Raw genomic sequence first — 13,126 nt, 5'->3', positions numbered from 1 at the left:
TGAGTTCGCGGACCCGGGATGTGAGCCCTGGTCGCCCTCAGGCTCTCAAGCCGAGCGGCTGCGGCGGTGGCGGCTTGTGCTCGGGGGTGACGCGGGTGGCGGCAGTCCGGCGCTTCGGGGGGATGACGTTCATATGGACCGGACCCTCGACGCGCTCTACGGGGACGCGCGCGGGGGCGCGGGGCTCGGGGGGTCCGCGCCGTACGTGGCCCGCTGGCTGGGGGACATCCGCTCGTATTTCCCGGTGTCCGTCGTTCAGGTGATGCAGCGTGACGCCATCGACCGGCTCGGGCTGTCCACCCTGCTGCTTGAGCCGGAGATGCTGGAGGCCGTGGAGGCCGACGTGCATCTCGTCGGCACCCTGCTGTCGCTCGGCAAGGTGATGCCGGAGACCACGAGGGAGAGCGCGCGGGCCGTCGTCCGCAAGGTCGTCCAGGAGCTGGAGAAGCGCCTGACGCAGCGCACCCGGGCGGTGGTCGGCGGCGCCCTCGACCGGTCGGCCCGCGTCGCCCGGCCCCGGCACCGGGACATCGACTGGGACCGCACCATCCGGGCCAACCTCAAGAACTACCTGCCCGCTCACCGCACGGTCGTCCCGGAGCGGCTCGTCGGCCACGGGCGGGCGGCGCGGTCGGTGCGCAAGGAGGTGATCCTCTGTATCGACCAGTCCGGTTCGATGGCGGCCTCGGTCGTGCACTCCGCCGTCTTCGGCGCGGTCCTCGCCTCGATGCGGTCCCTCGACACGCGGCTCGTCGTGTTCGACACGGCCGTGGTCGACCTCACCGACCAGCTGGCCGACCCGGTCGAGGTGCTCTTCGGCACCCGGCTCGGCGGCGGCACCGACATCAACCGGGCGCTCGCCTACTGTCAGTCACGGATCACCCGCCCGGCGGAGACCGTTGTCGTCCTCATCAGTGATCTCTACGAGGGCGGGATACGCCACGAGATGATCGGGCGGGTCGCCGCGATGAAGGCGTCCGGTGTGTCCTTCGTGACGCTGCTCGCGCTGTCCGATGAGGGCGCCCCTGCCTACGACCGGGAGCACGCGGCGGCCCTCGCCGCCCTGGGCACGCCTGCCTTCGCCTGCACTCCCGACCACTTCCCGGAGGTGATGGCCGCCGCGCTGGAGAAGCGTCCGCTGCCCGTCCCGGAGCCCTGACGGGAGGCGGCTCCGCGTGCGATCCGCGTGCGATCCGTGAGCGTGCCGTGTGCGATCTGTGAGCGTAATCACGGCCGGAGTGTGACCTGCGATTTAGGGACCTCCGTCCCTCGGGGATAACCTGCGAGACGGACATGCCGCGTCAACGGTGAACGTGTGCCGCCCTCGTAAAAGATCGCGTCGTCACGCTGGCCTGCGGCACGCCCGCGCAGACAACGAACCGCGATATCCATGGAAAAGGGACGGACGCGCGTGGACCTGTTCGAGTACCAGGCGAGGGACCTCTTCGCCAAGCACGGTGTACCGGTGCTGGCCGGTGAAGTCATTGACACGCCTGAGGCGGCGCGCAAGGCCACTGAGCGGCTGGGCGGCAAGTCGGTCGTCAAGGCGCAGGTGAAGGTCGGCGGCCGCGGCAAGGCCGGCGGCGTGAAGCTGGCCGCCACCCCTGACGAGGCCGTCGCCCGCGCGACGGACATCCTCGGCATGGACATCAAGGGCCACACGGTCCACAAGGTGATGATCGCCGAGACCGCTCCCGAGATCGTCGAGGAGTACTACGTCTCGTACCTCCTCGACCGCACCAACCGCACCTTCCTGGCCATGGCCTCGGTGCAGGGCGGCATGGACATCGAGGAGGTCGCGGAGAAGACCCCCGAGGCCCTCGCGAAGGTCCCGGTCGACTCCAACGAGGGTGTGACCATCGAGAAGGCCCGCGAGATCGTCGCCCAGGCGAAGTTCCCGGCCGAGGTCGCCGAGAAGGTCGCCGAGGTCATGGTGACCCTGTGGAAGACCTTCGTCGCCGAGGACGCGCTCCTCGTCGAGGTCAACCCGCTGGCCAAGGTCGCGGGCGGCGACGTCCTGGCCCTCGACGGCAAGGTCTCGCTCGACGAGAACGCCGACTTCCGCCAGCCGGAGCACGAGGCGCTCGAGGACAAGGCCGCGGCCAACCCCCTCGAGGCCGCCGCCAAGGCCAAGGGCCTCAACTACGTCAAGCTCGACGGCGAGGTCGGCATCATCGGCAACGGCGCGGGTCTCGTCATGAGCACCCTGGACGTCGTCGCGTACGCCGGTGAGAAGCACGGCAATGTCAAGCCGGCCAACTTCCTCGACATCGGTGGCGGTGCCTCCGCCGAGGTCATGGCCAACGGTCTTGAGATCATCCTGGGCGACCCGGACGTCAAGTCCGTCTTCGTCAACGTCTTCGGTGGCATCACCGCGTGCGACGAGGTCGCCAAGGGCATCGTCCAGGCCCTGGAGCTGCTCAAGGCCAAGGGCGAGGACGTCAGCAAGCCGCTCGTCGTCCGCCTCGACGGCAACAACGCGGAGCTGGGTCGCAAGATCCTGTCCGACGCCAACCACCCGCTGGTGCAGCGCGTGGACACCATGGACGGCGCGGCCGACAAGGCCGCCGAGCTGGCTGCGAAGTAAGGGACGAGGACTCCACAACCATGGCTATCTTCCTCACCAAGGACAGCAAGGTCATCGTCCAGGGGATGACCGGCGCCACGGGCATGAAGCACACCAAGCTCATGCTGGCCGACGGCACCAACATCGTCGGTGGCGTGAACCCGCGCAAGGCGGGCACGAGCGTCGACTTCGACGGCACCGAGGTGCCGGTCTTCGGCTCCGTCGCCGAGGCGATGGAGAAGACCGGTGCGAACGTCACCGTCGTCTTCGTGCCGCCGGCGTTCGCCAAGGCCGCCGTGGTCGAGGCGATCGACGCCGAGATCCCGCTGGCCGTCGTGATCACCGAGGGCATCGCCGTCCACGACTCCGCCGCCTTCTGGGCGTACGCGGGCTCGAAGGGCAACAAGACCCGCATCATCGGCCCGAACTGCCCCGGTCTCATCACCCCGGGCCAGTCCAACGCCGGCATCATCCCGGGCGACATCACCAAGCCCGGCCGCATCGGTCTGGTGTCCAAGTCGGGCACGCTGACCTACCAGATGATGTACGAGCTCCGTGACATCGGCTTCTCCTCGGCCGTCGGCATCGGTGGCGACCCGGTCATCGGCACCACGCACATCGACGCGCTCGCCGCGTTCGAGGCCGACCCCGAGACCGACCTGATCGTCATGATCGGTGAGATCGGCGGCGACGCGGAGGAGCGGGCCGCGGACTTCATCAAGGCCAACGTCACCAAGCCGGTCGTCGGCTACGTGGCCGGTTTCACCGCGCCCGAGGGCAAGACGATGGGCCACGCCGGTGCGATCGTGTCCGGTTCGTCCGGCACCGCCCAGGCGAAGAAGGAGGCCCTCGAGGCCGCGGGCGTGAAGGTCGGCAAGACGCCGTCCGAGACCGCTCTGCTGGCGCGCGAGGCGCTCTCCGCCTGAGTGTTCGTCTGAACCGTACGGTTCCAGGCCGTGGGCCCGCATCCCGTCAGGGGTGCGGGCCCACGGCCGTTCCGCGGGGCCGCCCGGGTGAACTCGCGCGCCCGCCAGGGTTAAAAGGTGCATAAACGAATCCGGGCGACACGACGGCTATTTGCCTGCTACCCGTACGAAAGCCATCTTGTTGGCAGCATGGCCCCGTGACCCCTTTTGCCGATCACAGCCCGTTGCCTTCGCGGAGCAGGTCCACCGCCGCGGGGCCACCGGCGGGCGCGGTGTTCCTCGGCGGGATGGTCGCCGCGGGCCTCGGGCTCGGCACGCTCGCCGTGGTCGTCCTGGCGCTGTGGATCTCCTCCCCGTACCCCGACAGCGGCCCCGCGACGGCCCTGCGCGTCGCCGCCGCACTGTGGCTGCTCGCGCACGGCGCGCACCTCGTACGCACCGAGACGCTCTCCGGCACGCCCGCGCCGATCGGCCTGACGCCCCTGCTGTTCACGGTGCTCCCGGGCTGGCTGCTCTACCGGGCCACCCGGCACGCGCTCGACCCGGTGGAGGACCCGCCGCCGGACGACGCGCCCGACGGCCTCCCCGGGCCCGGCCCGGACGGCCACGCCGGGCTGACCCCGCGCAAGGCGATCGCGGTCCTGCTCGGCGGCTACTTCCTGGTGGCCGCGGCCGCCGCGCTCTACGCCTTCTCCGGCCCCCTCCCGGTGGCGCCGCTGAGCGCCCTGCTGCACCTGCCGCTCTTCGCGGGCGTGACCGTGGGCGCCGGGGCGTGGGCCGCGGCGGGCTTCCCCGGCATGACGTCCCCGCCGTTCGCGCGCCGTGCGCTGGAGGGGCTCCCCAGGGGCGTACGGCGCTGGTTCACGCGCCCCCGGCTGGCGGAGGTCGTACGGACCGGGGCCGTCGGCACCGGCGCCCTGCTCGGCGGCGGCGCGCTGCTGCTGGCGGGCTCGCTCGTCCTGCACGCGGCCGTGGCCCAGCAGTCGCTGCTCCAGATGACCGTCGCGTGGTCCGGCCGCGTCGCCGTCCTCTTGCTGTGCCTGGCGCTGCTGCCGAACGCGGTCGTGTGGGCGGCGGCGTACGGGCTGGGGCCCGGGTTCACGGTCGGCGTGGACGGCGCCGTCGGCCCACTGGGGGTGGCCGGCTATCCGCTGATGCCGCGCTTCCCGCTCTTCGCGGCCCTGCCGCCGCCCGGCGCGTCCGGGCCGGTGGCCCTGGCGCTGGCGTCGGCGCTGTCGGCCGGCGCGGGGGTCGCGATCGCCTTCGCGACCGTACCGCGGGAGCCGAAGGCGCTGCGCCGCTCGAAGGCCGGCCGCACGGCCGCGACCGCCGCGCTGGGCGCGGTGCTCTGCGCGGTGCTGATGGCCGTCCTGTCCTTCGCGGCGTCCGGCCCGCTCGGCCGCGCCACGCTCGAGGACTTCGGCCCGCCCTGGTGGCTCGTGGGCGCCGCGGCGCTGGTCTGGACGACGGCACTCGGCGTGCCCGGCGCGCTGATCCTGCGCTGGGTACGGCGGCACGCCCGGCGGAAGCCGGCCGCGGCCCCGGCCCCGGTCCGCGCGCCGCGCCACCGGGCACGGCAGCCGGAGCCGGTGCCCGCGTGGTGCAAGGGGGCCGTGGCGGCCCTGGGGATGGTCCCGCCGGGGTCCGGCGAGGCGCCGTGCGCGACGGAGGACCCGGCGGAGGCGGGGCCCGAACCGGCCGCGCGGCCGCGCCGGTGGCCGGGTGGCGCGGCCGTGCGGGCGGCCGGGGCGTGGCTGGGGTTCTGCGCGAGCTCCGCCCCTCCGGAGGAGGCGGAGCCGCCGGTGGAGAGCGCGGAGCCGGAGCCGTCGGAGCGTCCGGCCGCCGAGGCCGCGCTGGTCCGTGAGGCTCCGGCCCCCGAGGCGGCGAGGCGTGAGGCGGCGGCTCGTGAGCCGTCGAGGCGCGCGGGCGCGAGGCGGGAGACGACGCGGCGTGAGCGTCGGATCCGTGAGGTCCGGGCGCGTCAGTCCGGAGAGCGTGAGCCCGAGGTGCTTGAGCCCGAGGTGCTCGAGCCTGAGGTGCTTGAGCCTGAGGTGCGCGAGCCCGAGGGGGCCCAGGCCGTGGAGGAGCTGCCGGTGCGGCCCGCGCCGTCGCCCGCCTCCCTGGTCCTGCCCGGGCCCGCCGTCCGGCAGCGGGCCGGGGCCGCGGTCCTTGAGGCCGAGCGCGAGCCGAAGTGGCCGTGGGCGCGTGGCTGGTGGCGGCCCGCGGCGAAGAAGGGGCGGGGGCGGCACGCGGCGGCCGCCGAAGCGGTGCGGGTGCCGGTGGAGGGGGTGGTCGTGGGGGCGGCGTACGACGCGGGGGTGGCGGCCTGGCACGAGACGGGGGCGCGGCAGGTGCGGTGGGCTGCGCTGCGGGATTCCGGGGGCGGGCTCGTGCCGGAGTTCGAGCCGCGCGATCTGAGCCGGCCGTCGGACGGGGCGTGAGCGCGGGTCCGTTTCCGCCTGCGGCGGGCTTGTTCCCCAGCCCCGCCCCTTCCCGAAACTGGGGGCAAGCCCCCAGACCCCCGAAGCACGCTTCGCGCGCTGTCCTCAAACGCCGGACGGGCTGGATTTTCCAGCCCGTCCGGCGTTTGAGAAGCCCCCTCAGTCCTGAGCCCCCAGCAATGGGCGCAGTTGCTTCGGCAAGTGGGATTCGCAGGACTGGCGGGAGGTTTGGGTCAAGGCGTCGTCCACGCAGGTGTAGTAGTCGCTGTAGACGATCTGGAAGGCGAACGTCGACGCCACGATCGCGAGGGACAGGGCGCCCATGACCAGGCCGCTCACGGCCGCCGTGGTCTGGGGGCGGGCCGTGCCGGGGGCGGGGGGCGGCGGGGGCGGGGTGTCGGGGTCCGGGCGGCGTTCCGCCTGCGGCTTCGCGCGCAGGGAGCTGATGGCCCAGTACACGGACAGGGCGCCCAGGAGCAGTGCGACCTGCGGAATGCTGAAGAGGGCGAAGAAGAATCCCCACAGGCCCGCGAGCAGCGCGTAGCGCGCCCGGCGCTGTGCCGGGTCCGTCGGGTCCCAGCGCAGGCCGCCGCCCTGGCCGCCCGGGCCGCCGGGCTGCGGGCGCTGGCCGCCCGGGCCGCCGCCGAAGCCGCCGTCGTGGCGGCCGGGCTGCCTGCTGCTCCACTGGCTGCCCCAGGCGGGCGGCTGCCCGCCCTCCCGGCCGGAGCCCTCCCCGGTGTCGTCGCCGTTCTCGCCGCCGCGCCCCTCGGGGTGCTCGCGCGGCTGCCAGGGCTGGTCGGCCCGGCCCTCCGGCGGCGGTGCGAAGGGATTGTCCTGGTGCTCGTCCGAGGGCGGCTGCTTGTCCAGGGAGGGGTGGTCGTGGGACATGCGGGCGGTCCTCCCTGGATGAACAGCCGCCCCCCGGAGGGCCTCGGAGGGCAGCGGGAAGCGGTGAGCCGCGTGGAGGCGTCGGTCCGGCATGTGGAGTGTGTCTTCCCCTTGTGTCGTCGTCCTGTACGTCGCAGGCGTGCCCCGCACGCCATGACGTACTGCACACCGAACGTACGGCGTCGCGCTCGGATTCCATGCGCGTGGCCCGCGCTTTCCGTGCGCTGCTTCCAGACGCTACCTCCCGTGCGTGCCCCCGTCCCGTGGGGGCCGTTCCGCGTGCCGGTATCGTTGCTGGCGGTCGGCGGCTTCGTAGAGTCCCCCGTATTCGGGGACCCCTCCGGCTTGTACGACCATACAAACCGCACCACCCGCGAGAAAGGGCCCCACCGTGGCCTCCCCGCCTCCCGCGCTCCCCGCCCGGCTCGTCGTGCTGGTCTCCGGCTCGGGCACCAATCTCCAGGCCCTGCTCGACGCGATCGCCGCCGACCCGGACGGCTACGGCGCGCGGATCGTGGCGGTGGGCGCCGACCGGGACGGCATCGCCGGGCTGGAGCGCGCCGAGCGCGCCGGCCTGCCCACCTTCGTCTGCCGGGTGAAGGACCACCCGACGCGCGACGCCTGGGACCGGGCGCTGACCGGGGCGACGGCGGCGTACGCGCCGGACCTCGTGGTCTCCGCCGGGTTCATGAAGATCGTGGGCAAGGAGTTCCTGGCCCGCTTCGGGGGGCGGATCATCAATACGCACCCCGCCCTGCTGCCCAGCTTCCCCGGCGCCCACGGCGTGCGCGACGCGCTCGCGTACGGCGCGAAGGTGACCGGGTGCACCGTCCACTTCGTCGACGACGGCGTCGACACCGGGCCGATCATCGCGCAGGGCGTGGTCGAGGTCCGGGACGAGGACGACGAATCCGCGCTGCACGAGCGGATCAAGGAAGTCGAGCGAGAGCTGCTCGTCGATGTCGTGGGGCGTCTGGCCCACAACGGCTACCGCATAGAGGGACGAAAGGTAAGAATCCCGTGACTGCCGAAGGCACCAACGGTACGAACGGCGCGAAGCGGCCCATCCGCCGCGCGCTGGTCAGCGTCTACGACAAGACGGGGCTCGAGGAGCTGGCCCAGGGGCTGCACGCGGCCGGCGTCCAGCTCGTCTCGACCGGTTCGACGGCCGGGCGGATCGCCGCCGCGGGCGTCCCGGTCACCAAGGTCGAGGAGCTGACGGGCTTCCCCGAGTGCCTGGACGGCCGGGTGAAGACCCTCCACCCGCGCGTCCACGCGGGAATCCTCGCCGACCAGCGGCTCGCCTCGCACCGGGAGCAGCTCGCCGAGCTGGGCGTGGAGCCCTTCGATCTCGTGATCGTCAACCTCTACCCCTTCAAGGAGACGGTCGCCTCCGGCGCCTCGCCCGACGAGTGCGTGGAGCAGATCGACATCGGCGGCCCCTCCATGGTCCGCGCCGCCGCCAAGAACCACCCCTCGGTCGCCGTCGTGGTCAACCCCGGCCGCTACGCCGAGGTGCTCAAGGCCGCCGCGGACGGCGGGTTCGATCTGACGGCGCGCAAGCGGCTCGCGGCCGAGGCGTTCCAGCACACGGCCGCGTACGACGTGGCGGTGGCCAGCTGGTTCGCCGACGGCTACGCGGCCGACGAGGGCCCGTGGCCCGACTTCGCCGGTGTCGTCCTCAGCCGCAAGCAGGTCCTGCGCTACGGCGAGAACCCGCACCAGCCCGCCGCGCTCTACACCGACGGCACGGGCACCGGTCTGGCGGTCGCCGAGCAGCTGCACGGCAAGGAGATGTCGTACAACAACTACGTCGACACCGAGGCCGCGCGCCGGGCGGCGTACGACCACGAGGCGCCCTGCGTCGCGATCATCAAGCACGCCAACCCCTGTGGCATCGCGGTCGGTTCGGACGTCGCCGAGGCGCACCGCAAGGCGCACGCCTGCGACTCGCTGTCGGCGTTCGGCGGCGTCATCGCCGTCAACCGCCCGGTGTCGGTGGCGATGGCCGAGCAGGTCGCGGAGATCTTCACCGAGGTCATCGTCGCGCCCGGTTACGAGGACGGCGCGGTCGAGGTGCTGGCCCGCAAGAAGAACATCCGCGTGCTGAGCTGCCCCGACGCCCCGGGCGCGGTCGGCGAGTACCGCCCGATCGAGGGCGGCGCGCTCGTCCAGGCCAAGGACCGCCTCCAGGCGGAGGGCGACGACCCCGCCAACTGGACGCTCGCCACGGGCGAGGCGCTCTCCGCCGACGAGCTCGCCGAGCTGGCCTTCGCCTGGCGCGCGTGCCGCGCCGTGAAGTCCAACGCGATCCTGCTGGCCAAGGGCGGTGCCACGGTCGGCGTCGGCATGGGCCAGGTCAACCGCGTCGACTCGGCGAAGCTCGCGGTGCAGCGCGCGGGCGAGGAGCGCGCGGCCGGTTCGTACGCGGCCTCCGACGCCTTCTTCCCCTTCCCGGACGGCCTGGAGGTCCTCCTGGCGGCGGGCGTCAAGGCCGTGGTCCAGCCGGGCGGTTCGGTCCGTGACGAGCAGGTCGTGGAGGCCGCGAAGGCGGCGGGCGCGACGATGTACTTCACGGGCACGCGCCACTTCTTCCACTGACGGCAACTGACGGAAAACGGACGAGGCCGCGCCCCGGAATCCCGGGGCGCGGCCTCGTCCTGCCGTGAGCGGCCGGTCACTTGGTGCGGACGACCACCGTGCTGACGATCTTGTCGGCGAAGGTCTGCTTCTTCTCGTCCCACAGCGGCCACAGGTAGCCGAGGTAGAAGAAGCCGTCGGCGATGTGGCAGAGGTTGCGGACGAAGGCCATGCCGAAGCCGGTCGGCATGCCGTCGCGCTCACGCAGGACGCTGATGCCCACGATCTTCTTGCCCCACGTCTGGCCGGTCTTGCCCTGCTTGTAGAGCATCACGAGGCCGATCACGAGCGCGGCGACGGTGCCGATGAGGAACATGATCACGCCGGTCGTCATCGCACCCGTGTCGACCGAGTCGACCGTGCAGGTTCTCTGGTACGCGGAGGAGCTGGAGTAGCTGTCGCAGGTGGTGTCCTTCGCGGCCGAGACCATCATGACGAGGCCGACGACGAACAGGACCATCGGGATCAGGCCGCCGATCAGGCCGTCGAGCAGGGAGGCGCCCACGCGCGAACCCCAGCCGGCGAGCGGCGGGCGCTGCATGGCGTACGGGTCCTGGCCGGGGTAGCCGTAGCCGGCGCCGGGGTACTGCTGCCCCGGGTAGGGCTGGCCGGGGTAGGGCTGCCCCGGATACGGCTGTCCCGGGTGCGGCTGCTGCGGGACCTGCCCATACGGCTGGCCCGGCTGCTGCTGGGGGTAGGACGGGTACTGGCCGGGCGGGTTCGGGTGGGTCACCTGGGGTCCTTCGAGCGGTCGGTGCCGGGCTGAACTGGGGACGGCCGTGGCATCCGCCACGGCGCGGATCATCGTAGGCACAGGGAACGCGTGATATACGGCGCGCGTAAGGACGTGACCTGATTGGAACGAGCGCCGGTCCATCCGGGAGTATGGGTGGCATGACCGCCCAGATTCTCGATGGCAAGGCCACCGCAGCCGCGATCAAGTCCGAACTCATCACCCGCGTGGAAGCGCTGAAGGCCGAGGGCGTCACGCCCGGTCTCGGCACGCTCCTCGTCGGCGACGACCCCGGCAGCAAGTGGTACGTGGCCGGCAAGCACCGTGACTGCGCCCAGGTCGGCATCGCGTCGATCCAGCGCGAACTTCCCGACACCGCCACGCAGGAGGAGATCGAGGCGGTCGTACGCGAGCTCAACGACAACCCGGAGTGCACGGGTTACATCGTCCAACTCCCGCTCCCCAAGGGCATCGACACCAACCGCGTGCTGGAGCTGATGGACCCGGCCAAGGACGCGGACGGCCTGCACCCGATGAGCCTGGGCCGTCTCGTCCTGGGCGTGCCCGGACCGCTGCCCTGCACCCCCAACGGCATCATCGAGCTGCTCCGCCACCACAAGGTGGAGATCAACGGCGCGCACGTCGTGGTCGTCGGCCGCGGCATCACCGTCGGCCGCTCCATCGGGCTGCTGCTGACCCGCCGTTCCGAGAACGCCACCGTCACCCTCTGCCACACCGGCACCCGTGACCTGCCGGCCCAGCTGCGCCAGGCGGACATCATCGTCGCCGCGGCGGGCGTCGGGCACCTGATCAAGCCGGAGGACGTCAAGCCGGGCGCCGCGGTGCTCGACGTGGGCGTCAGCCGGGACGGCGAGGGCAAGATCATGGGCGATGTGGACCCGGGCGTCTCCGAGGTGGCCGGCTGGATCTCCCCGAACCCCGGCGGCGTCGGCCCGATGACCCGCGCGCTGCTGCTGGTCAACGTCGTGGAGGCCGCGGAGCGCGCCGCCGGGATCGGCAATGCGGGCTGAGACGGGCCCGGGCCCCGGCAAGTCGCGCCGCTTCCAGCTCACCCGGGACACCGCCCGCCCCGAGGGGGGCGGGCGCGCGGCCCCCGGTGACGCCCCGGCGCCCGCGCGCCAGTGGCCGCTGCTGGCCGTGCTGGGGGTGACGGGCCTGGGCCTGCTGCTCGTCGCGTTCGACGTCTTCCGGGTCGGGACGCTGCTGGTCGGCTTGGCGATGCTCGGCGGCGCTGCGCTGCGCTGGGCGCTGCCGTCGGTGGGCATGCTGGCCGTGCGCTCGCGGTTCACCGACATGCTCACGTACGGCGGTCTCGGCCTGGCGATCGTCCTGCTGACGCTGATGGCGCAGCCGCACGCCTGGGTGAAGATCCCGCTCCTGGAGGACGTACTGCACTTCACGGTGTGAGTCGGCGGTCGGTGTCCGGGCCGCGTCGTCGTCTGCGGGCCGCACTGTTCCGCACCACCGCTGCGCGGCGGTGTCCTCAATCGCCGGACGGGCTTGAGGCGGCTGATGCGGCCGCGATCCCCGCACAGGCCGAAAGCCACCGCCCCACCGAGCCCGTACGGTGCAGGGACGGCCGCACACAGCGGAAAGCGCGCGCGTGGGAGACGTGACTGGGCGGGCGTGCGGGACGAAGATCTCCCCATGGCCAAGATCAAGGTTGCCAACCCCGTCGTCGAGCTCGACGGCGACGAGATGACCCGCATCATCTGGTCCTTCATCAAGGACAAGCTGATCCTTCCGTACCTCGACGTCGAGCTGAAGTACTTCGACCTGGGGATCGAGCACCGCGACGCCACCAGCGACCAGGTGACGGTCGACGCCGCCAGGGCCATCGAGGAGTACGGCGTCGGGGTGAAGTGCGCGACGATCACGCCGGACGAGGCGCGGGTCGAGGAGTTCGGCCTGAAGGCGATGTACCGCTCGCCCAACGGCACGATCCGCAACATCCTCGGCGGGGTGATCTTCCGCGAGCCGATCCTCATGGCCAACGTGCCGCGGCTGGTGCCGGGCTGGACCGAGCCGATCGTCGTCGGCCGTCACGCCTTCGGCGACCAGTACCGCGCGACCGACTTCAAGGTCCCCGGCCCCGGCACCCTCACCATGACCTTCACCCCGAAGGACGGCTCGGAGCCGACCGAGCTGGAGGTGCACGAGTTCCCGGGGCCGGGGGTGGCGCTCGGGATGTACAACCACGACGACTCGATCCGCGACTTCGCGCGCGCCTCGTTCCGCTACGGCCTGGACCGGAACTACCCCGTCTACCTCTCCACGAAGAACACGATCCTGAAGAAGTACGACGGTCGGTTCAAGGACCTCTTCCAGGAGGTCTTCGACGCCGAGTTCCGGGCGGACTTCGAGCGGGCGGGGCTGGCCTACGAGCACCGGCTGATCGACGACATGGTCGCCTCGGCGCTGAAGTGGCCGGGCGGCTACGTCTGGGCCTGCAAGAACTACGACGGCGACGTGCAGTCCGACATCGTCGCGCAGGGCTTCGGCTCGCTGGGCCTGATGACCTCGGTCCTGATGTCGCCCGACGGCCGCACCCTGGAGGCCGAGGCCGCGCACGGCACGGTCACCCGCCACTACCGCCACCACCAGCAGGGCAGGCCGACCTCGACCAACCCGATCGCGTCGATCTTCGCCTGGACCCGGGCCCTCGCCCACCGGGGGAGGCTGGACGGCACGCCCGAGGTCACCGGGTTCGCGCAGACGCTGGAGCGGGTGTGCGTCGAGACCGTCGAGGGCGGTCAGATGACCAAGGACCTGGCGCTGCTGATCTCCAAGGACGCCCCGTGGCTGACCACGGAGCAGTTCCTGGACGCGCTGGACGAGAAGCTCAAGAAGCGGGTGGCCGCCGCCCGCTGACCCTTGCCGCAAGCGGAGGCGGTCCGCCCGTCCCTGGCCG

Annotated in this window: 11 protein-coding genes; 9 read left to right on the top strand and 2 right to left on the bottom strand. The window is 72.3% G+C overall.

The annotated features are described in order from the left end of the window. Positions 1–133: 133 nt before the first annotated feature. The 4 genes from ABD269_RS02295 (at position 134) to ABD269_RS02280 (ending at position 5,933) form a co-directional block, all read left to right on the top strand. A complete protein-coding gene (locus ABD269_RS02295) occupies positions 134–1,159 on the top strand; it encodes a VWA domain-containing protein (RefSeq protein WP_344116017.1) in 1,026 nt (341 codons plus the stop codon). A 252-nt stretch (positions 1,160–1,411) separates the two neighbouring features. Further along, complete coding sequence (gene sucC / locus ABD269_RS02290) at positions 1,412–2,587, top strand: ADP-forming succinate--CoA ligase subunit beta (RefSeq protein ID WP_301892969.1); 1,176 nt, start codon at positions 1,412–1,414, stop codon at positions 2,585–2,587. Positions 2,588–2,607: 20 nt separating this feature from the next. Further along, the gene (sucD, locus tag ABD269_RS02285) at positions 2,608–3,492 is read left to right on the top strand and encodes a succinate--CoA ligase subunit alpha (RefSeq protein ID WP_116213476.1); all 885 of its coding nucleotides are present in this window, start codon (positions 2,608–2,610) and stop codon (positions 3,490–3,492) included. 197 nt (positions 3,493–3,689) lie between these two features. Next, positions 3,690–5,933 (top strand): cell division protein PerM, encoded by a 2,244-nt coding sequence (locus ABD269_RS02280; RefSeq protein WP_344115501.1) that lies wholly within the window; start codon positions 3,690–3,692, stop codon positions 5,931–5,933. A gap of 159 nt (positions 5,934–6,092) precedes the next feature. On the opposite strand, the gene ABD269_RS02275 is transcribed toward ABD269_RS02280, so the two are convergent. Next, the gene (locus ABD269_RS02275; RefSeq protein WP_344115499.1) at positions 6,093–6,821 is read right to left on the bottom strand and encodes a hypothetical protein; all 729 of its coding nucleotides are present in this window, start codon (positions 6,819–6,821) and stop codon (positions 6,093–6,095) included. Positions 6,822–7,212: 391 nt separating this feature from the next. On the opposite strand from ABD269_RS02275, the gene purN reads away from it, so the two are divergent. Further along, entirely contained in the window at positions 7,213–7,845 is a 633-nt protein-coding gene (gene purN, locus ABD269_RS02270; protein WP_301892964.1) for a phosphoribosylglycinamide formyltransferase, read from the top strand. Beyond that, the gene (gene purH / locus ABD269_RS02265; protein ID WP_301892962.1) at positions 7,842–9,422 is read left to right on the top strand and encodes a bifunctional phosphoribosylaminoimidazolecarboxamide formyltransferase/IMP cyclohydrolase; all 1,581 of its coding nucleotides are present in this window, start codon (positions 7,842–7,844) and stop codon (positions 9,420–9,422) included. The genes purN and purH overlap by 4 nt, the downstream gene beginning before the upstream one ends. Before the next feature lie 76 nt (positions 9,423–9,498). Here purH and ABD269_RS02260 read toward each other — a convergent pair whose 3' ends face one another. After that, entirely contained in the window at positions 9,499–10,194 is a 696-nt protein-coding gene (locus tag ABD269_RS02260) for an RDD family protein (protein ID WP_344115496.1), read from the bottom strand. A 161-nt stretch (positions 10,195–10,355) separates the two neighbouring features. Between ABD269_RS02260 and ABD269_RS02255 the strand changes: the two genes are divergently transcribed. The 3 genes from ABD269_RS02255 (at position 10,356) to ABD269_RS02245 (ending at position 13,086) form a co-directional block, all read left to right on the top strand. Next, positions 10,356–11,225: a bifunctional methylenetetrahydrofolate dehydrogenase/methenyltetrahydrofolate cyclohydrolase gene (locus ABD269_RS02255; RefSeq protein WP_344115494.1), complete on the top strand. Its 870-nt coding sequence runs from the start codon at positions 10,356–10,358 to the stop codon at positions 11,223–11,225. Then, a complete protein-coding gene (locus tag ABD269_RS02250) occupies positions 11,215–11,622 on the top strand; it encodes a DUF3017 domain-containing protein (protein ID WP_344115492.1) in 408 nt (135 codons plus the stop codon). Before ABD269_RS02255 ends, ABD269_RS02250 begins: the two co-directional genes overlap by 11 nt. A 240-nt stretch (positions 11,623–11,862) precedes the next feature. Continuing rightward, complete coding sequence (locus ABD269_RS02245; protein WP_344115490.1) at positions 11,863–13,086, top strand: NADP-dependent isocitrate dehydrogenase; 1,224 nt, start codon at positions 11,863–11,865, stop codon at positions 13,084–13,086. Positions 13,087–13,126: the final 40 nt, after the last annotated feature.

Source organism: Streptomyces blastmyceticus (genome assembly GCF_039521185.1).
Taxonomy (GTDB): domain Bacteria; phylum Actinomycetota; class Actinomycetes; order Streptomycetales; family Streptomycetaceae; genus Streptomyces; species Streptomyces blastmyceticus.
The sequence above is the reverse complement of the archived record's forward strand: the minus strand, read 5'-3'. Positions and strand labels throughout refer to the sequence as shown.

Excerpts from the sequence above, each read along its gene's own strand:
- ABD269_RS02255 (WP_344115494.1), top strand. The coding sequence starts at position 10,356 with ATGACCGCCCAGATTCTCGATGGCAAGGCCACCGCAGCCGCGATCAAG.
- ABD269_RS02250 (WP_344115492.1), top strand. The coding sequence starts at position 11,215 with ATGCGGGCTGAGACGGGCCCGGGCCCCGGCAAGTCGCGCCGCTTCCAG.
- ABD269_RS02275 (WP_344115499.1), bottom strand. The coding sequence starts at position 6,821 with ATGTCCCACGACCACCCCTCCCTGGACAAGCAGCCGCCCTCGGACGAG.
- sucD (WP_116213476.1), top strand. The coding sequence starts at position 2,608 with ATGGCTATCTTCCTCACCAAGGACAGCAAGGTCATCGTCCAGGGGATG.
- ABD269_RS02295 (WP_344116017.1), top strand. The coding sequence starts at position 134 with ATGGACCGGACCCTCGACGCGCTCTACGGGGACGCGCGCGGGGGCGCG.
- ABD269_RS02245 (WP_344115490.1), top strand. The coding sequence starts at position 11,863 with ATGGCCAAGATCAAGGTTGCCAACCCCGTCGTCGAGCTCGACGGCGAC.